This is a genomic window from Dyella sp. 01N36, from assembly GCF_056399745.1.
The window spans coordinates 1-18,555 of the sequence record NZ_JBFTRY010000021.1; the positions used below are offsets into that span (position 1 = coordinate 1).

Sequence of the window (18,555 nt, forward strand, 5' to 3'; positions counted from 1 at the left end):
CCGGTAGGCGGCTCCGAGGCGGACCGGTCGCGCACAAGTGCGCTCCTACAACCCTGGCGACGCCTCACCGGTGCCCGCTACTCGCCAGAAATCCCCGCCCGCGTTCAGATGCCCGCCGGGAAGCAGGCCCTATGATCCCGGAGCCTCCCTGTTCAGGATTGCCCCTACTTGGACTTCATGACCCGTCTCCGCTCGATCTTCAGTGCCGTCTGGCCCTGGATCCGCATTCCGTTCTGGGTCTGCATGGGACTGCTGTTCGGCTTCGTGCTGCCGTACACGATGGTGCTCAACAAGCGCGTGCAGGATCGCTTCAACGATCTGGTGTTCGCCGTGCCCACGCGCATCTACGCCAGGCCGCTGCCGTTGTCGGCAGGTACGCCGATGACGCCGGGGACGCTCGAACTCGAACTGACCTTCGCCGGCTATAGCAACGACGGCCACGCCGACGTGGCCGGGACCTGGATGAAGGAGGGCAGCAGCTACACCATCGCTTCGCGCGGCTATGCCGGCCCGGACGGCGGCGAAGTACCCAAGCGCATCCGCGTCGCGCTGGGCAAGGGGCAGGTGGCCAGCGTCAAGGATCTGGCCAACGGCAAATCCATCGAGATGACCCATCTCGATCCCGCGCGCATTGCCACGGTGTACGGCTCGCAGCAGGAAGAGCGCCGCATCGTGCGCCTCAGCGACGTGCCCCCGCTTTTGCTGGGCGGCCTGCAGGCAGTGGAAGACCGCGACTTCAAGCATCACTTCGGCATCGATCTCACCGCCATCCTGCGCGCGACGTTCGCCAACCTGCGCGCCGGCCACACGGTGCAGGGCGGTTCGACGCTGACGCAGCAGCTCGTGCGCAACCTGTTCCTTGATCGCGAGCAGCATGTTTCGCGCAAATTGAACGAAGCGCTGATGTCCATCCTCATCGAAGCGCATTACGACAAGAGCCGCATCCTCGAGGCCTACGTCAACGAGGTATTCCTCGGCCAGCAGGGCGGCCAGGCCGTGCACGGTTTTGCCGCGGCGTCGGAGTTCTACTTCGGCCGGCGCATGGAAGATCTCAAGCCACAGGAAATGGCGCTGCTGATCGGCATGGTGAAGGGGCCGAGCTACTACGATCCGCGCCGCTATCCGGATCGCGCGTTGTCGCGCCGCAATCTTGTGATCGACCAGTTCACCGAAACCGGCTTGATCACGGCCGAGCAAGCCAACGGTTACAAGGCGGCGCCGCTGGGCATCGTCAGCAACGGACAGCTGCCGCACAATCGATTCCCGGCCTTCATGGACCTGGTGCGTCTGCAAACCACCGCGGACTTCGACGACGAGACGCTGTCCAACGGCAACCTGAGCATCTTCACCACGCTCGACCCGGCAGCACAGGTGTACGCCGAACAGGCGATCACCACCACCTTGGGCGGACTGGGCAAGCGTGGCGAGGCGGCGCAGGCTGCAGCGGTGGTGACCGAAGCACAGACCGGCGCGGTACTCGCCATTGTCGGCAGCAAGGTGCCGGGTGATCAGGGCTTCAATCGCGCGCTCGATGCAAAACGCCAGATCGGTTCGCTGGTGAAGCCGCTGGTCTATCTGGTGGCGCTGACCAATCCGGAACGATGGAACCTCGCCAGTCCCGTCGAGGATTCGCCCATCAGCATGCGCCAGCCCGACGGCAGTTTCTGGACGCCCAAGAACGACGAAGGCGATGTGCACGGCGCGGTGCCGATGGTCGACGCGCTGGTGCATTCGTGGAATCTCGCCACGATCAATCTGGGCATGAACATCGGCGTGTCGCGCATCAAGGCGTTTCTCGAATCGTTTGGTCTCACCAACGTCAACCCGAGTCCCTCGTTGTTGATCGGCGCCGTCGACATGTCGCCGCTGYAGGCCACCCAGCTCTATCAGTACATCGCCGCCGATGGCCATGCGCTGCCGCCGCTGGCGGTGCGCGGCGTGGTGGATGCGCGCGGCCAGACCATCAAGCGCTACGAAGTGAAGACCGGTGCCGGCGAATACCAGCCGGCGGTGCGGCTGGTGACCTGGGCCATGCAGCAGGTCACGCGCTCGGGCACGGCCGCGTCCATCGGCAGTTCGGGCCTGGCCTATCTCAATGCGGCGGGCAAGACCGGTACCAGCAACGACATGCGGGACAGCTGGTTCGCCGGTTTCACCGGTGATCACCTGGCGGTGTTCTGGATGGGCCGCGACGACAACAAGCCCAGCGGCATGTACGGTGCCACCGGCAGCCTGCGCGCGTGGCAGGAGCTGTTCAAGAAATTGCCCACGCGCCCACTGCCGGCGGCGCCGGGCCAGGGCCTGGAAATGGCGTGGATCAACCCCGCCAACGGCAAGCGTTCGGAAGAGGGTTGCGAAGGAGCGCGGCAGGTGCCGGTGGTCGCCGGTACACTGTCACAGGACGCCGAAGGCTGCTTCTGGCAGCACGTCGGCAATTTCTTCAGCGGCGGCGACGGATCCCCTGCGCCGGCATCCTCCGCTCCTATCCGGGATTGATCATGTTTGCTCGTGCCCTTCGTCTTTCCGCCGCGCCCGCCTCGTTGGCCGTCCTCTTGCTCGCGGCATGCAGCCAGCCCACGGCGCCTTCGCAGGCCACGCGTCCGACCGTGTCCGACGATCAGATGCTGGCGGYCATCCACGCGGCCGGCGACAAAGAGAAATCGGCCATCGACGTGAACCCGCTGCGCGATCCGGGCGTGGCCTCGCTGCAGGACGCCGCCGAAGGCGACCTGCGCGTCGGCAAATACAATGAAGCCGCCACCAAACTCGACCAGGCGCTGAAGATCAGCCCCAGCTCGCCGGACCTGCTGCAGGACCGCGCCGAGCTGGCCATCCGCCTGAAGGATTACGCCAACGCCGAGCAGCTGGCCCACCGCTCATGGGATCTGGGTCCGAAGCTGGGCCCGTTGTGTGCACGCAACTGGCAGACCATTGCCGAGCTGCGCCAACACGCCGGCGACGATGCCGGCGCCGCCGCTGCGAGCAAGAGCGTGGGGCAGTGCCATGTGGAAGGGATGCAGCGGTACTGAGCGAGGCGACAGCCCTCATGCATGGCTAAGACTCCCATGTCCATGGATTGATGATGTTGACGCGGGACGCGACAAAGTCGGTCACGTTTCGCGTCACCACCGTCATTCCGTGCACAAGCGCCGTAGCGGCAATGAAACTGTCCCGCAGCGATTGCGGATGGGGGATGTGCAGCTTCGCGCTTCGCTGCGCAATGGCGGTGTCGACGGGCAGGACGCGGCCAGCGAATGCCGGCAACACGTGACTATTCAGCCATGCGCGAAGCACTGCACCCTGTGAGGGGTCTCTGCGCTCGGCCAGCAAAGCGCCAAATTCCAGTTCCTGGATCGTGATCGCGGAAACGAACAGGTCGGCAACATCCACGCTATCGGCCCACTGCGCTACACACGAATCGGCCTTGCCACTACGCACCTTGCGTAGTTCAGAAACGACGTTGGTGTCGAGAACAAGCATCAGGACAAGTCTGCTGGTCGAGCGATGTCGCCCGGCCGCGGGATGTCCAGCTCGATGTCCTCGACGCCGGGCATGGCCAACAGATCGGCAATCTTCTGACGCCCCCCTGTAAGGCGCTGGTATTCCTCGATGCTCAACAGCACATGCGCCGGCTTGCCTCGATCCGTGATGAACACTGGGCCCCCCTTGGTGGCCTTCTTGGCCTTCGTGACGTCCTGATTGAGCTCCCGGCTCGATAGGGTCGTGATCGCCATGATGGCGCTCCTGCAGGTTATTTGTAGTTACGTTACTACAATAACCCGAGTCATCGCTCAGATCGCCAAATCAATGTGTTACACACCGCCAAGAACCGCAGAGGCTAGCCTCTTGCCGGCCCGCGGAGGAATGGGACTTCCGCCTCGATGCACTGCAGGCTCTGGCTGAACCTTGATTTCGGCCCGCCCTTAGCCGTGCCTTCCGGCGGGTTGCGAACGAGGAACGGAGCTAGCCCTCGCTATCGGCCAGCAGTTGCACCAGGGCGTTGCGGCGACGGGCATTCAACTTGCGCATGGCGGTAATGACGGTGCGCTCCTGCTCGGTCAAGACCTTATAGGCGCCTCCCGGTTCGCGTACCTGCCCGGAAGATGGCAGGCGGCCCAGGATCAGCCAATCCAGGCTGCACTCGAACTCCTCCGCCACCTTGGCCAGCCGGGCCGTTTCGGGAAAAGCCTGTCCCTTGAACCACTGGCGCACGGCTTCTTTGGACACGTCAAAGCGCAACGACAGCGCCTTGTTGCGCGCACGGCCACCAGGGATGTCAGCCAAATCGCAGGCTTCTTTCAGTCGATCTGCGAAGCCTGAGTAGGTATCGATTGATTTTCTTGTAGGCAAGTTAAACCTGGCTTTGGTGAGTCCAATCACCAAGCCATTCTTGTGATTTTTGTAAGAAGAAGACCACGTTTGACTTGTTAAGCACGTTTTGATTGTCTGCTTCCCGCAGCGCGGAGGGCGCTGCATCCGGAGCGCGCTTGCGTTGGTGTCGACGACACCGACACGGACCGCTATCGCCTTTCACTGGGGAGCAACTCGAAATGATTTCTCGTAGCGGATCGCCTTCGTTCGATTTACGCCTGCTGGTGCTGGCCATCGCCCTGAGCCTGGGAAGTGCCAGTGTGCTGGCGCAGAGTACGGCGGGCGACATCTCAGGCACTGCGACTTACACCAGCGGCGAAGTCGTGATCATCAAGGGTCTGGATTCGGGTTTTTCCCGCTCGGTTGAGTTGGCCGCCGACGGAAAGTTTCGCGTGTCGTCGTTGCCCAGCGGCCGATATGAAGTACAGCTGTTGCGCGACGGCCATCGGCAGAACACCAGTCAGGTGACCGTGTTGGCCGGCCAGACCACGCAACTCGATCTCGGCACCGACGCTGCCCAGGCGACCCGCCTGAGCACCGTGACGGTCAATGCGCATGCGATCCCGTCCATCGACGTCAGCTCGTCGGAAACGCGTACCACCTTCTCGGCCTCGCAGCTCAACGCGCTGCCGGTGCCGCGCGACATCGTCAGCGTGGCGACGCTCGCTCCGGGCGTGACCAAGGGAAATGGCGTATTCGGCAACCTGCCGTCCTTCGGCGGCTCGTCGGTCGCCGAGAACAGCTATTTCGTCAATGGATTCAATGTCACCAATCTCTATAACAATTTGTCGTTCGGCAAAGTGCCGTTTCAGGCCATCGAACAGCTGGATGTGCAAACCGGCGGCTACGGGGCGCAGTACGGGCTGTCTACCGGTGGCGTGACCTCGGTCAATATCAAGCGTGGCACGAACGAGTGGAAGGGCGGTGTGAGTTGGACCACTGCTCCGAACTGGGCGCGAGAGAATGCACCCAACGTCAAGCGTGATAACGGCACGACCTTCCGCGACTACGATAAAAACAGCAGTAGCAGCAACACATACGACGCATGGTTGGGTGGCCCGCTGATCAAGGATCAGCTATTCCTCTTTGCATTGGGCGAGTTCACCAGGTCGAGCAGCACCACCTATAGCGCTTCTTCCACCACAAGCCTGAGCAATGCCAACTCGACGTCTACCGCAAACGACCTCACCACCAAGAGCCCGTACTGGGTAGTGAAGCTCGATTGGAATATCAACGATGCCAACCACGTCGAATACACCGGTTTCAACAATACGGACAGCAATACCTACAGCTACTACAACGCCCCCTATGTCGACGGCGTGCCATCCAAGACAACCTACAAGGGCGATCTTCACAGCAAGTTCGGTGGCCTGACGCAAATCGTCAAGTACACCGGCTACCTCACCGACGATCTGACGCTGACTGCTCAGTGGGGCAAGATGGACAGCGCCAATTCCACCTATACGGTCAGCCCGACCGGCATCACGACCCGCTACAACGGCGATATCAATGCACCGGCCTCCGGCTGCGCGTATACCGCGTACAACGGAACGCCATGGGGGCCAGCAACCTGTTCCCTTGCGAGTTCCGTCGATCTCTACGGAGGGAAGGATCAGCGCAAGGCGTGGCGCATAGATCTGGACTGGAAGCTCGGCGATCACGATCTCGGCGCCGGCTATTCCGACGAAACCTGGTCCTCGGCTGCGGGCAGCTCCTACTCGGGCGGCGCTTATCATTCCTACTACTCCAAGCCCACGGCGAAAGCGCCGGGTCTGGTGATGACGTACAACTTCCGTACGGGAGGTCGTATCGACGTCGACCAGAAGGCCTGGTACGTGGAAGACCATTGGCAGGCGACCGACAAGCTGCTGCTGTATGGCGGCCTGCGCAACGACAGCTTCAACAACAGGAACGGTGCCGGAGAAAGCTTCGTCAAACAGGAAAATATCTGGCAGCCGCGTCTGGGCTTTTCCTGGGACGTGATGGGTGATGCCTCGTTCAAGGTCGCAGGCAGTGCAGGTCGTTACTCCTTGCCGATCGCGGCCAACGTCGCCTTGCGCGCGGCGACGGCCTCGCTCTATACCGAAGACGACAGCCTCTACACGGCCATCAATCCCGACGGCTCACCGGTGTTGGTGGGCAAGTCCGGCAGCCAGGGCCATTACATCCTCAACGGTGAGGATGGCAGTACGCCCAATCCACGGGCGGTGGCCTCCAAGGATTTGAAGCCGTATGTGCAGGATGAGTACATCCTGGGTTTCCAGAAGAGCCTGCGCAGCGAAAATAGTTTTCTCGACAACTGGACCGTCGGCGTCAAGGCCACTTATCGAAACTTGCGCACGACGATCGACGACACCTGCGATTCGCGTCCGTTCTACGCGGAGGCAGTGAAGCAGGGCGTGGGCGATGCTTGGGACGACCAGTGGTCCGTTCCAACCGGCATGGGCGGCTGCTGGATCTACAATCCGGGAAGTGCGCTTACGTTGACGACCACACTGGACGGCTCGCCTCGCACGTTCAACGTGACGATCCCCGGCAGCACCTTGGGGCCGCGCGCCAAGCGTTCTTATCAAGGCGTGGTGTTCAGCGCCGAGAAGCAATCCGAGAAGTACTACGTCAACGCCTCCTACACTTGGTCCAAGAGCTACGGCAACACCGAGGGCCTGGTGAAATCCAGCAACGGCCAGGACGATACCGGCACCACGTCGGATTTCGATTTCCCGGAAATCATGGTCGGCGCCAATGGCTACCTGCCCAACGATCGCCGGCACGCCATCAAGCTCTACGGCGCTTACAAGTTCACGCCCGAGTGGTCGGCAGGCCTCAATTTGCTGGCGCAATCGGGTGCGCCGATCAGCTGCTATGGCGGTGGCGGCGGTACGCTGGGTACCCGCTTCGGCTATGGCGCGCAGTTCCATGTCTGCAACGGCGAAGTCAGCGCGGAGGGAACCTCGGGACGCACGCCGTGGCTGTGGACGGTCAGCCCGAACGTGATCTATCAGCCCTCGTGGGCAAAAGGCCTGAGCATGCAGCTCTCGGTGATCAACCTGTTCGACAACGACTCACCGACCTTTGTCTACGAACAGTACGAAACCATTTCCAACAGCGGGCGCAAAACGCAGTACACACACTACAAGCTGCCCAAGTACTTCAACACGCCGCGTTATGCGCGACTGCAGTTGCAGTACGACTTCACGCTGTAAGTCCTAAGTCGCCGATGACCGGCCCGTGGTGTCGGGCCTCGGCGAATGGAGTGACCTCCAGTCCTGGGGGCACCCTTGATGAAGCGTCACCCCGATCGCGCGTCGTCAAGGAAGCAAGCCGGATCCGCAAGGGCGGTGCACGCCAGGACCATTTGGCGTGCATCCGGGCGTGAGCTTGCCGGGTCGATCTTGCGAGGGCAGCTAGGCCCTGGCGCGCTCTTCCATCAGGCCCACCAGATTCCCGTCGGGATCGCGCAGAAAGGCCAGCCATAGCGTGTGGTCGGATAGCTCCGCGGTCGCCTGCGGCTCGCGTTCGCCCACCGCGCCGTGATCGAGCAGGGCGCGAAAACTGTGCTCGATGTCCGGGACCTTGAAGTAGAGGATGGAATTGCTGCCAACGTTGCCGTGGCCCTGGGGTGTCGACAGCATCAACCGTATGCCGCCCGCATCGAGAAACGCCAGGTTGGTGGCGGGGCGGAACAGGAAGGGCAGCTCGAGGATGTCGCGATAGAACGACAGCGCTGCATCGACGTCGCTGACGGTGACAGCGATCTGGCCGATGCCGGTGATCCGTGAGGACATGGCGAGGCTCCACGGGTGGGAAGGGCACAGTCTAGAGTATTCGCGGATGCGACCGAGGTCGGCGATACTGGGCGGATGATCGATCACGAGGATGTTGCGGCGCTGCTGGGCACGGAAGGCCCCTTCGCCCGCGAGCTGCCCAATTTCGCCCCGCGCGCCGCCCAACAGGCGATGGCGCGCGCGGTGCAGCACGCCATCGCCGAGCGCGAGACGCTAATTGCCGAGGCGGKCACGGGCACGGGCAAGACCTTCGCTTATCTTGTGCCCGCACTGCTGTCCGGCGAGCGCGTCATTGTGTCGACCGGCACCAAGGCGCTGCAGGACCAGCTGTATTTCCGCGACCTGCCGCGCATGCGTTCGGTGCTGGATGTGCGCCTGAAAACAGCCTTGCTCAAGGGGCGCTCCAACTACCTGTGTCTCTACCGGCTGGATCAGACCGTGCGCGAAGGCGCGACTTTTGATCGCGCCCAGGCTTCCCAGCTGGCGGCGATCCGCGCCTGGTCGGCGCGCACGCGGCGCGGCGATCGCATGGAGCTGGCCGAAGTGCCGGAAGAATCGCCGATGTGGCCGCGCGTCACCTCCACCCCGGAAAACTGCCTGGGCGTGGAGTGTCCGTTCTACGACGATTGCCACGTGATCAAGGCGCGACGCGAGGCGCAGGAAGCCGAGCTGGTGGTGGTCAATCATCACCTGCTGTTCGCCGACCTGGCGCTCAAGCAGGAAGGGTTCGGCGAGATTCTTCCCGGTGCCAGCGCGTTCATCCTGGACGAGGCGCATCAAATCCCCGAGCTGGCGGGCCAGTTCTTTTCGCAGAGCCTCAGCGCACGTCAGCTCACCGATCTGGCACAGGACAGCCTGAGCGAATGCAATGGCGTCACCGGCGCCATCGGCTTGGTGCTTGAGCCGGTCGAGGCCATGCAGGACGCCGTGCGCAAGCTGCGGCTGAGCATGGATGGCCTGGCGGAGCGCGGGCCGTTCCATCAGCTGGAAAGCCATCGCGAGATCAGCGACAAACTGCACGAGCTGCGCGACGTGCTGGCGGCACTGACCGACGTGCTGGCCTCGCAGGCGGAACGTTCGCGCGGTTTCGCCAACGCGCACGAACGCGCTGCCTTGATGAGCGAACGGCTCGATCGCATCGCCGAGCGCGAAAGCGAACGGGACGTGCGCTGGTACGAGTTGTTTCCACGAGGCCTCGCCTTGCACGCAACGCCGCTGGATCTGGCCGCGCCCTTGCGGACGATGCGCGAGCAGACCCAGGCTGCCTGGATCTACACCTCGGCTACGCTGTCCGTGTCGTCCAGTTTCGACCACTTTGCACGGCAACTCGGTCTGGAAGATCCTCAGACATTGCAGGTGGAAAGTCCGTTCGACTACGCCAAGCAAGCGCTTTGCTACCTGCCTCCCGGATTGCCCGATCCCTCCGCGCGCGACTACACCGATCGTGTGATCGAGGCCGTGCTGCCGGTATTGCATGCATCGCATGGGCGCGCGTTTCTGTTGTTTACCTCGCATCGAGCGTTGCGTCGTGCCGCGGAGCTATYGCAAGAGCGCGTGCCGTGGCCGCTGTTCGTGCAGGGCACCGCGCCGCGGCATCGCTTGCTGGAAGAATTTCGCCAAAGCGGCCACGGCGTCCTGTTGGGTGCGGCCAGTTTCTGGGAAGGCGTGGACGTCGCCGGAGAAGCGCTCAGCGTGGTGGTGATCGACAAGCTGCCGTTCGCATCGCCCGATGATCCGGTCTTGCAGGCGCGACTCGAAGCACTTGAGCAGGCAGGCATCAACCCCTTCATGGGATGGCAGGTGCCCAGCGCGGTCATTGCGCTCAAGCAGGGCGCAGGGCGCCTGATTCGCGACGTGCATGATCGCGGCGTGCTGGTGCTGTGCGATCCGCGACTGACCAGCAAGGGCTATGGACGTCTGTTTCTCAACAGCCTGCCGCCCATGCCGCGCACCAAGGAGCTGGTCCAGGTGGCCGCCTTCTTCGACGACACCTCCCCCGGTTAACGAGAACCTTGTAGGAGCGCACCCTGTGCGCGACCGCGGCCCATCGATTTGCCCCGGTATCCGGCATGACCGCGCCCATGAGGTCTCGCCGTGGAAAGGCACTAGCCTCCAGCCTTTCCCCGAAAGATGATAGGCGTCTTACCCCCAGCGCAGAGGGCACCAACATGGCAAAGGTCATCGGACTCGGCGGCATCTTCTTCAAGTCGCGCGACGCCAAGGCGTTGAACGAGTGGTACGCCAAGCACCTGGGACTGCCCGTGCAGAAATGGGGCGGAGCCCGCTTCAATGAAGACTCGGCGCGCCCGGGCTACACACTCTGGTCACCGTTTGCGGCCGACACCACCCATTTCGCGCCCAGCACGCTGCCGTACATGATCAATTTCCGCGTGGATGATCTTGACGCACTGCTCGCCCAGCTGCGCGCCGACGGCGTGACCGTCGAGGACAAGGTGGAAGAGAGCGAATTCGGCCGCTTCGGCTGGATCATGGATCCGGAAGGCACGCGCATCGAACTGTGGCAGCCGCCGGCCTGAGCTTAAGTGCGGGCGGCTATCTCGCGCAGATGGTGCGCGGTCGCTTCGTCCGCGGGAACAAAAGCCTCCAGGGCGAGTTCGGCCAGCGTGATATCCATCGGCGTGCCGAATACCGTGGTGGTGCTCAGCATCGACAGCGTGACATCGCCCAGTGCCAGTTCCATGGGCACTGCGATGTCGCCGCTGAGTACGTGGAGTTCGTCGGCATCGTCGCCGGGATAGCTGCGCAATTCCTGAAGTAAGGCGACCAGCGCCGGGTCGTGCGTGGCATCGATCTGGCGACGCAAGCGATCGAGCAGGTGCGCCCGCCACACCGGCAGATTGCGGATATGCGGTGCCAGCCCATCGGGATGCAGGCTGAGGCGCAACACATTGATCGGCGGCTTGAGCCATTGYGGTACCAGTCCCGCCAGCATGCGCTGCGTGGCCTGGTTGCTTTCGATCAGATTCCAGTGGCGGTCGATGGCGAGCGCGGGATAGGGCTCCAGGCCTTTCAACAACAAGCGAATCGAGCCGCGCACCGCGGTAAACGCTGGATCGTCAAACGTGCGTTCGCGATAGACGGGTGCGAATCCCGCTGCCACCAGCAGTTGATTGCGTTCGCGCAAGGGGATCTCCAGATATTCCGCCAGCCGCAGGATCATGTCGCGGCTCGGTTGCGAGCGGCCCGATTCCATGAAGCTCAAATGGCGCGTGGAAATCTCCGCGCCGCTGGCCAGGTCGAGCTGGCTGAGTCGGCGATGGCGTCGCCACTCTCGCAGCAGGTCGCCCACTGGACGGGCAAGCGTGGAAACCGTGGCGCTCATGCATTACTCCGTCGTGCCTCGTTGCAGCAATGTTCCCACGAGGACGCATCGCCGGCCATGCCGGACGGCGGGGTTGCCGTCCGGCGATGAGACTTAGACCAGCTGCGGTACCTTGTCGAGAAAGCCGAACACCTGGCGAATGCGTCCGTCTTCCATCGCTGCAACATCGAAGCCGATCACCAGCGGTTCGTCCGCGCCCGGCGAGGCAAGATGCCAGTGGAAGCGCAAGGTGTCGTGATGCGCATCGACCACGCCCGCCAGCGCGAAGCGGTGACCCGGAAACATCTCCTGTACGGCAGCGACGGTGGCGTCGATCGCCTGCCAGCCCTTCGCGTCCACCATCGGATCGGTGTAGCGCGCATGTTCTGCGTAGACGTCTTCGATCAGGCTGCGGCGGCGCAGTGCGTCGGTTTCGTTCCAGCTGGCGATATAGCGTTCGGCAAGCGTGTGGGCGTGGTTGGTCATGGCATGTTCCTCCGTGGGTTGGTGTGGGAACAGCTTGCGACCGGCGCCGCATGGTTGCGATTACCTCAGGGGTAATGAGTTGCGCCCCGGTTCTGCCACAAGTTGCGCGCGAGTCGACAGCCAATCGCCCGCCCGATGGCCCGGAGGCATGTTTTCCTGCAGTCTCCGATGCTAAGGATGGGGCCATGGGACACTGGATGAAGAGCTGGACCGCCAAGGTGCTGGGCGTGGGCCTGCTGGCGCTGCTGATGTTGCTGCCGTTATGGAAAGTGCAGTCGCTGGTGGACGAGCGACAAGGCATGCGACGGGCGGCGATCGATCAGATTGCCCAGGGCTGGGGCGGCGAACAGGTACTCGGTGGTCTGGTGCTTGCCGTGCCATCGCACGAAAAGATCGCGATGACCGGCGGCGAACTGCGCGATGTGGCCGATACCACCCTGGTGCTTCCCGACACCGCCGACATGAGCATTGGAATGTCGGTGGACAAGCGCAGCTACGGCATCTATGAAGCGCCCGTGTTTGCTTCCACGGTCGAGCTGCACGGCAAATTCACTGCGGAAGATATCGCGCAGCAGCGCCAGATGGATAGCGCCGTCTGGCAGGATGGCAAGGCCGAATTGAGGCTCGCAGTCGGCGATCTGCGTGGCTTGCAGGAAGTCACCGAGTTGCTGGTCAACGGCAAACCGCAACGCTTCGCATCATCGGCGGCGACGATTGCCGGTGCGTCCTCCACAGTTGTTGTGCCACTCGATCTCGAGGCGCTGAACGGCCAGCCGATCGAGTTTTCCGTGAAGCTGAAGTTGGCGGGCACGCAATCGTTGCAGCTATTGCCGCTGGCGCGCACCACCGAGGTGACGATGCATGCGCCATGGCCCGACCCGAGTTTCATCGGCGCGGCTTTGCCGCTGGAGCGCACGGTGAATGCGCAGGGCTTTTCGGCGCGCTGGCATATGCTGGATCTCAATCGCAAGTTCGGCCAGTCGTGGCATGCGAGCGATGCGCGTATCGACAGCGCCGTGCATGACGCGGCCTTCGGCGTGGCGCTGTTCCAGCCGGTGGGTGTCTATCAGCGCAATGTGCGCGCGGGGAAGTACGGGCTGCTGTTCATCACGATGACCTTCGTGGCGTTCTTCCTGTTCGAAGTGCTCAAGCGTTTGCGCGTGCATCCGGTGCAATACCTGCTGGTGGGCGCGGCACTGACGACGTTCTATGTATTGCTTCTTGCCTTGTCCGAGCAGATCGGCTTTGGACTGGCCTATGCGGCGGCGGCGGGCGCGGTGGTGGCGATCGTGGGCGGCTACGCCATGGCGGTGCTCGGCGCGCGCCGTGCAGGGCTGTTGCTGGGCGGCTCGCTCGCCCTGGTTTACGCCATGCTCTACGTGGTGCTGGCGGCCGAGGAATACGCCTTGCTGATTGGCGCGATCGTCCTGGTGGTCACCGTGGCCCTGCTGATGTACCTGACCCGCCGCATCGACTGGTACGCCAGCATGCCTGCGGCGGCCGGCCCGGCTATCATGGAGCAGCCATGAATCTGCTCGCCATCGAAACCTCCACCGAAGCCTGCTCCGTCGCCCTGATCCATGGCGACGAAGTAGTCGCCCGCAGCGAAATCGCGCCACGCCGTCACGCCGAACTGGTGCTACCCATGGCCGATGCCCTGCTGGCCGAGGCCGGTCTGGGTCGGCACGCACTCGATGTGATCGCCGTGGGCCGCGGCCCGGGCGCCTTCACCGGCGTGCGCCTGGGCATTTCGCTCGCCCAAGGCATGGCGCTGGCGCTGGACGTGCCGGTGGTGACGGTGTCATCGCTGGCCGCGCTGGCGCTGGAAGCTCCTGAAGACGATGCGGCCATCCTGGCCGTGATCGATGCCCGCATGGGCGAGATCTACGCCGCAAGCTACCGACGCGACGACAACGGCGGGCTCATCGAGCTCGATGAAGAACGCGTCTGCATGCCCGCCGCGCTGAGCTTGTCGGTATCGCCGGCATGGCACGTGGTCGGCACCGGTTGGAGCACCTATGCGGACGTGCTGCGTCCGCATCTCACCGGCGAACTGCGCTCCGCGCAAGGCGCGCGCTATCCGCAGGCGCGCCATGTAGCCGAGCTCGCTGCACGCGAATTCCTGGCGGGTCGCGCCGGCGCGCCGGAACACGCCTTGCCGGTGTATCTGCGCGACAAAGTCGCGCTGACGCTGGTAGAGCAGGGCAAGGCCTGAGCTTGCTCCTTGCGGCGGCTGACTCAGCCGCCGTGCACGCCTTCGCCAACGACGAGCTTGGGCGCAGCATCTTGCTTGCGTGCAGCGCACTGGATGCTCTGGGCGTGTTTGATTGCGGGCAGCAATCCCGGAAAACGTTCTTCGATTTCCGCGCAACGCGTGGTGTTGAGCATTTCCACGCCGCGGCGTTCGCTGCGTATCAGGCCGGCTTCGCGCAGCGCACGAAAATGCTGTGACAGCGTGGACTTTGGAATGCAGCGGTTTTCCAGCTTGAGAAATACGGAGCAGCTGTTCGCGCTGTCCGCACAGGACAGTTGCCAATATATGGTGGCGCGCACCGGATCGGAGAGGGCATGCAGGATGCCTTCGACGGTGACATCGTCAATGGATGGGTGGGTCAGGGGCCTCATGTGCTCATTTTAGCAGCACTTGAAATCTAGTTCTTAAGTTCGTATGTTACGAACTATGGGACAACAACTTGTCCCAAGCCCTTCTACACACAAACCTGAACAGGTATCCGTCATGAGCAAGCTCAAAGGTAAAGTGGCTGTTGTTACCGGCGCATCCAAGGGTATTGGTGCCGCCATCGCCAAGGCGCTGGCCGCCGAAGGCGCTTCGGTGGTCGTGAATTACGCCTCCAGCAAGGCCGGCGCGGATGCCGTGGTCGCCGAAATCACCAAGGCTGGCGGCAAGGCCGTGGCCGTGGGTGGCGACGTTTCCAAGGCAGCTGATGCGAAGGGCCTGGCGGATGCAGCCGTGTCGAACTTCGGCCGTCTGGACATCCTGGTGAACAACTCGGGCGTCTATGAATTTGGCGCGTTGGACGCCATCACCGAGGAGCACTTCCACAAGCAGTTCAACGTAAACGTGCTTGGCCTGTTGCTGACCACGCAGGCCGCGGCTCGTCACATGAAGGACGGCGGCAGCATCATCAACATCGGCTCGCTGGTCTCGCGCATCGTGCCGGCCGAAAGCGCGGTGTATACGGGCACCAAGGGCGCCGTGGACGCGATCACCGGCGTGCTGTCGCGTGAGCTTGGCCCGCGCAAGATCCGCGTCAACGCGGTGAATCCGGGCATGGTGGAAACCGAAGGCACTCACACCGCCGGCTTCATCGGTTCGGACTTCCATCAGGGCGCCATTGCGCAGACCCCGCTGGGCCGCATCGGCCAGCCGGACGACATCGCCTCCATCGTGACCTTCCTGGCCTCCAACGACTCCTACTGGCTCACCGGCGAACAGCTCTACGCCGGCGGCGGCATGCGCTGATCCATCGCGCTTAGCTGTATGACGCACCCCGGTGTGGGCCGGGGTGCGTTTTTTTTGCATGCGTCGGATTAACGCGCATGGGCTGAAAATGCCTCGTTATTTCACCCGTAACGAGGCAACCGGATGTCCAGCCAGAGCAACAACGGGATCCTTCAATTCCAGTCAGCGTTCGATGTGCCCACCACCATCGCCAAGCTTCGCGAGGCGGTGGAGTCGCACGGCGCAACAGTATTCGCGTTGATCGACTTCAGTGGCGACGCGGCGCGGGCCGGCCTCACCATGCGTGCGGAGCAAATGCTGATCTTCGGCAATCCCAAGGGCGGCACGCCTTTGATGCAGCTGGAACCCGTGGTGGGACTGGATCTGCCGCTGAAGGCGCTGGTGTGGGATGACGGCCACGGCGCCACCTGGATTGCTTGCAACACGCCGGAGTACATTCTCGGGCGCTATCGCTTACCGGAAGCGCTTGCCGGAAATCTGGCGGGGCCGCTGGCCATCCTCAAATCACTGGCGCTGAAGCCTTCTGCGTGATCAGGCGCTGCGTTCGATAAAGCTGACGTTGGCGATCCAGTTCGACTGCCGCCGCGCAAGCTTGGTGCCCAGGTCTTCTTCGCTGAAACTCGCCGCCCGATGCTGCAGCAAGCCGGTGTCGAGATTGTCGATCGTGTTGACGTTGACCACGGCGTAGACCTGACCATCCACCGTGCAGGTCACCAGCGGTACCGCACCACATTGGCGGCAGATGTGGAACGCTGCTGTGCCGGTGCCAAATGAGTAACGATTCACCAGTTCCTGATCGCCGATGGTGACGCGCAGCTCGCCATCGGGTTTGGACGTCCAGACGGCACCATGCTTGGTGCAGAAGGTGCAGTCGCAGGCGCGCGCGGGGATCTCGACGGGATCAGGTTCCCAGCTGAGCGTGTAGGCAATATTTCCGCAGTGACACTGGCCCTGGAGCAGCATGGTGGCGTCCCATCGACATGACGTTGAGCGCCAAGCGTAAACGATCGCCGCGTTTAGAGCTGTCCAATCACCAACTGCACGACCAGACTGCTCACCGCCACCGCCGCCCAGACGCCCAGTCCCAGCAGGATCGGCCGCGCACCGGTGGACGCCATCTTGCGCAAATTCGCAGACAGGCCAATCGCCGTCAGTGCCACGATGATCAGGAACTCGGCCGCCAGATGCAGCGCCGGCTGGATCGCCACCGGCACCAGGCCTGCCGTACGAACGGCGGAGGCCACCAGGAACCACAGAATGAACCAGGGAAAGATGCGCGCGAGGCTGAAATCCGTGGCGCCTTGCTTCTTCTGCTTCCACGCGGTGGCGAAGGCGAGGATCAGGCAGATCGGAATGATCAGCGTGGCGCGGGTGAGCTTGACGATGGTGGCGTAATCGCCAGCCTCCTTGCTGAAACTGTAACCCGCCGCGACCACCGAGGAGGTGTCATTGATGGCGGTGCCCGCCCACAGGCCGAAGCCCAGATCCGAAAGATGCAGCAGGTGCCCCAGCAGCGGGAACAGCAGCACCGCGACCAGGTTGAACAGGAAGATGGTGGAGATGGCGAACGCGGTGTCGTGTTCGTCCGGCTTGATGATCGGCGTGACGGCGGCAATCGCCGAGCCGCCGCAGATCGCCGTGCCCACGCCGATCAGAATCTTCAGCTTGTCCTGGACCTTCAGCAGTCGACCCAAGCCCCACGCGGTGAGGAAGGCAACGGTCATGGTCACCAGCGTGACCGAGAGGGATTCCAGGCCCGTCTTGGCCACCTGGTTCAGACTCAGGCCGAAACCCAGCGCAATGATCGACCACTGCAGCACCTGCTTGCCGGCAAACTGGATGCCGGGCGTGTAGCTGCCGCCCGGAGCCACCGTATTGCGCACCAGGATGCCCAGCACGATGCCAAACACCGGGCCGCCGATCAGCGGGGCGACTTTGCCCAGCCCCAGCGCGACCAGGGCGATCACCACCGACAGCAATAAGCCGGGAAGGCGGGAAGGCGTGGGGGTGGTGGGAATGGCGACGGCGGCGTTCATGCGGTTCTCCTGCGATGGCAGCATTTTCCGCCTCGCCGTCCATCAGAAAAACTTTGAATTATTGATGGCTGTTATAAGATAGCCTGATGATCAATATCAGCCCGCGCCAGCTGGAGGTGTTCGTCCAGATCGCACGTCTCGGCAGTGTGCGTGCGGCGGCCGAGATGCTTCATCTCACCCAGCCGGCGGCGAGCATGGCGCTGGCGGAGATGGAGCGGCAGCTCGACGCTGCCGTGTTCGCCCGCGAGCGCGGCCGCTTGCGCCTCAATACGCGTGGGCGGGAGTTGCTGCCGCTGGCGCAGGAGCTGCTGGAGCGCTATGCAGAGTTCGGACGCCTTGGCAGCGGCGGCGTCGACGAGTTGGGCGGCGAGCTGCGCGTGGGCGCGAGCAATACGGTGGGCAACTATCGCGTGGGCGAACTGCTCGGCGCGTTCGTGCGCGCGCATCCGCATGTCTCGGTCCGGTTGCGCGTATCCAATACATCGGAAATCGTGGCGTCCATGCTCGACCATGGACTGGAGCTGGGCTGCGTCGAAGGGCCGGTCGCCCACCCGTCGCTGGAAGTGCGCCCGTGGCGCGACGATGCGCTGGTGGTCTGCGCGTCGCCCGATCATCCGCTGGCGCGCAAACGGCGACTGGAGCCGGAGGATTTCGCCGGAACACGTTGGGTACTGCGCGAACCGGGCTCAGCCACACGGAGTTTGAGCGAGCGTGCGCTTGCCAGCCTGCCGCCCGGCGAAACCGTGCTGGAGCTGGATCAGGCTGAAGCGATCAAGCAGGCCGTGATCGCCGGCCTTGGCATCGCGTGTATCCCCGAGGTGGCCATCATCGACGCGGTAGCCGCGGGGCGGCTGAAAGTGCTGCGCACGCCATTTCTCGATCTGCATCGCAAGCTGTCGTTGCTGTTGCATCGGCAGCGTTATCGCGGGGCGTTGATCGAGGCGTTTTTAGCCAGCGCAGCCTGAGGGCCTCAAAAAAACTGTATGAGCGCACCCTGCKCGCGACCGGTTGTCGCGTCAGGCCAGTCGCGCACAGGGTGCGATCCCACAAAAAAACAGTTCGGCGGTCGGG

General features: G+C 63.2%; 19 protein-coding genes. 10 read left to right on the forward strand and 9 right to left on the reverse strand.

Annotated elements, in window-relative coordinates:
* Positions 1-168 precede the first annotated feature (168 nt).
* The gene (gene mrcB / locus AC1DMG_RS07040; RefSeq protein ID WP_477180343.1) at positions 169-2,496 is read left to right on the forward strand and encodes a penicillin-binding protein 1B; all 2,328 of its coding nucleotides are present in this window, start codon (positions 169-171) and stop codon (positions 2,494-2,496) included.
* A gap of 2 nt (positions 2,497-2,498) precedes the next feature.
* The gene (locus AC1DMG_RS07045; protein ID WP_477180344.1) at positions 2,499-3,029 is read left to right on the forward strand and encodes a tetratricopeptide repeat protein; all 531 of its coding nucleotides are present in this window, start codon (positions 2,499-2,501) and stop codon (positions 3,027-3,029) included.
* 25 nt (positions 3,030-3,054) lie between these two features.
* Here AC1DMG_RS07045 and AC1DMG_RS07050 read toward each other — a convergent pair whose 3' ends face one another.
* From AC1DMG_RS07050 to AC1DMG_RS07060, 3 genes are all read right to left on the reverse strand, one after another.
* Entirely contained in the window at positions 3,055-3,480 is a 426-nt protein-coding gene (locus AC1DMG_RS07050) for a PIN domain-containing protein (protein WP_477180345.1), read from the reverse strand.
* Entirely contained in the window at positions 3,480-3,734 is a 255-nt protein-coding gene (locus AC1DMG_RS07055) for a type II toxin-antitoxin system Phd/YefM family antitoxin (protein WP_477176220.1), read from the reverse strand. Before AC1DMG_RS07055 ends, AC1DMG_RS07050 begins: the two co-directional genes overlap by 1 nt.
* 229 nt (positions 3,735-3,963) lie before the next feature.
* Complete coding sequence (locus tag AC1DMG_RS07060) at positions 3,964-4,380, reverse strand: helix-turn-helix domain-containing protein (protein ID WP_477176219.1); 417 nt, start codon at positions 4,378-4,380, stop codon at positions 3,964-3,966.
* Between the two features lie 170 nt (positions 4,381-4,550).
* Here AC1DMG_RS07060 and AC1DMG_RS07065 point away from each other — a divergent pair, with 170 nt between their 5' ends.
* Entirely contained in the window at positions 4,551-7,574 is a 3,024-nt protein-coding gene (locus AC1DMG_RS07065) for a TonB-dependent receptor (RefSeq protein WP_477176218.1), read from the forward strand.
* A 201-nt stretch (positions 7,575-7,775) separates the two neighbouring features.
* Here the strand turns inward: AC1DMG_RS07065 and AC1DMG_RS07070 are convergent, their stop codons facing one another.
* Positions 7,776-8,156: a VOC family protein gene (locus tag AC1DMG_RS07070; RefSeq protein WP_441603058.1), complete on the reverse strand. Its 381-nt coding sequence runs from the start codon at positions 8,154-8,156 to the stop codon at positions 7,776-7,778.
* A 75-nt stretch (positions 8,157-8,231) separates the two neighbouring features.
* Here AC1DMG_RS07070 and AC1DMG_RS07075 point away from each other — a divergent pair, with 75 nt between their 5' ends.
* Together AC1DMG_RS07075 and AC1DMG_RS07080 are read left to right on the forward strand one after the other, a co-directional pair.
* Positions 8,232-10,160 (forward strand): ATP-dependent DNA helicase, encoded by a 1,929-nt coding sequence (locus AC1DMG_RS07075; protein ID WP_477180346.1) that lies wholly within the window; start codon positions 8,232-8,234, stop codon positions 10,158-10,160.
* 164 nt (positions 10,161-10,324) lie between these two features.
* Positions 10,325-10,693: a VOC family protein gene (locus tag AC1DMG_RS07080; RefSeq protein WP_441603056.1), complete on the forward strand. Its 369-nt coding sequence runs from the start codon at positions 10,325-10,327 to the stop codon at positions 10,691-10,693.
* Positions 10,694-10,695: 2 nt separating this feature from the next.
* Here AC1DMG_RS07080 and AC1DMG_RS07085 read toward each other — a convergent pair whose 3' ends face one another.
* Together AC1DMG_RS07085 and AC1DMG_RS07090 are read right to left on the reverse strand one after the other, a co-directional pair.
* Complete coding sequence (locus tag AC1DMG_RS07085) at positions 10,696-11,499, reverse strand: helix-turn-helix domain-containing protein (RefSeq protein ID WP_477176216.1); 804 nt, start codon at positions 11,497-11,499, stop codon at positions 10,696-10,698.
* A gap of 93 nt (positions 11,500-11,592) precedes the next feature.
* Positions 11,593-11,964 (reverse strand): nuclear transport factor 2 family protein, encoded by a 372-nt coding sequence (locus AC1DMG_RS07090; RefSeq protein ID WP_441603054.1) that lies wholly within the window; start codon positions 11,962-11,964, stop codon positions 11,593-11,595.
* 185 nt (positions 11,965-12,149) lie between these two features.
* On the opposite strand from AC1DMG_RS07090, the gene creD reads away from it, so the two are divergent.
* Together creD and tsaB are read left to right on the forward strand one after the other, a co-directional pair.
* Positions 12,150-13,493, forward strand: a complete 1,344-nt coding sequence (creD, locus tag AC1DMG_RS07095) for a cell envelope integrity protein CreD (protein ID WP_477176215.1) — start codon at positions 12,150-12,152, stop codon at positions 13,491-13,493.
* Positions 13,490-14,179, forward strand: coding sequence for a tRNA (adenosine(37)-N6)-threonylcarbamoyltransferase complex dimerization subunit type 1 TsaB (gene tsaB / locus AC1DMG_RS07100; RefSeq protein ID WP_477176214.1), 690 nt, complete (start codon positions 13,490-13,492; stop codon positions 14,177-14,179). The genes creD and tsaB overlap by 4 nt, the downstream gene beginning before the upstream one ends.
* Before the next feature lie 23 nt (positions 14,180-14,202).
* Here tsaB and AC1DMG_RS07105 read toward each other — a convergent pair whose 3' ends face one another.
* On the reverse strand, positions 14,203-14,589 hold the full coding sequence (locus AC1DMG_RS07105) for an ArsR/SmtB family transcription factor (RefSeq protein WP_441603051.1): 387 nt from the start codon (positions 14,587-14,589) through the stop codon (positions 14,203-14,205).
* A 112-nt stretch (positions 14,590-14,701) separates the two neighbouring features.
* On the opposite strand from AC1DMG_RS07105, the gene AC1DMG_RS07110 reads away from it, so the two are divergent.
* Positions 14,702-15,448, forward strand: coding sequence for a glucose 1-dehydrogenase (locus AC1DMG_RS07110; protein WP_441603050.1), 747 nt, complete (start codon positions 14,702-14,704; stop codon positions 15,446-15,448).
* A gap of 123 nt (positions 15,449-15,571) precedes the next feature.
* On the forward strand, positions 15,572-15,979 hold the full coding sequence (locus AC1DMG_RS07115; RefSeq protein WP_441611267.1) for a DUF302 domain-containing protein: 408 nt from the start codon (positions 15,572-15,574) through the stop codon (positions 15,977-15,979).
* Here AC1DMG_RS07115 and AC1DMG_RS07120 read toward each other — a convergent pair whose 3' ends face one another.
* A complete protein-coding gene (locus tag AC1DMG_RS07120; protein WP_477176213.1) occupies positions 15,980-16,411 on the reverse strand; it encodes a GFA family protein in 432 nt (143 codons plus the stop codon).
* A 53-nt stretch (positions 16,412-16,464) separates the two neighbouring features.
* Positions 16,465-17,484, reverse strand: coding sequence for a YeiH family protein (locus tag AC1DMG_RS07125; RefSeq protein WP_477178741.1), 1,020 nt, complete (start codon positions 17,482-17,484; stop codon positions 16,465-16,467).
* An 86-nt stretch (positions 17,485-17,570) separates the two neighbouring features.
* Here AC1DMG_RS07125 and AC1DMG_RS07130 point away from each other — a divergent pair, with 86 nt between their 5' ends.
* Positions 17,571-18,449: a LysR family transcriptional regulator gene (locus AC1DMG_RS07130; RefSeq protein ID WP_441603046.1), complete on the forward strand. Its 879-nt coding sequence runs from the start codon at positions 17,571-17,573 to the stop codon at positions 18,447-18,449.
* Positions 18,450-18,555 lie beyond the last annotated feature (106 nt).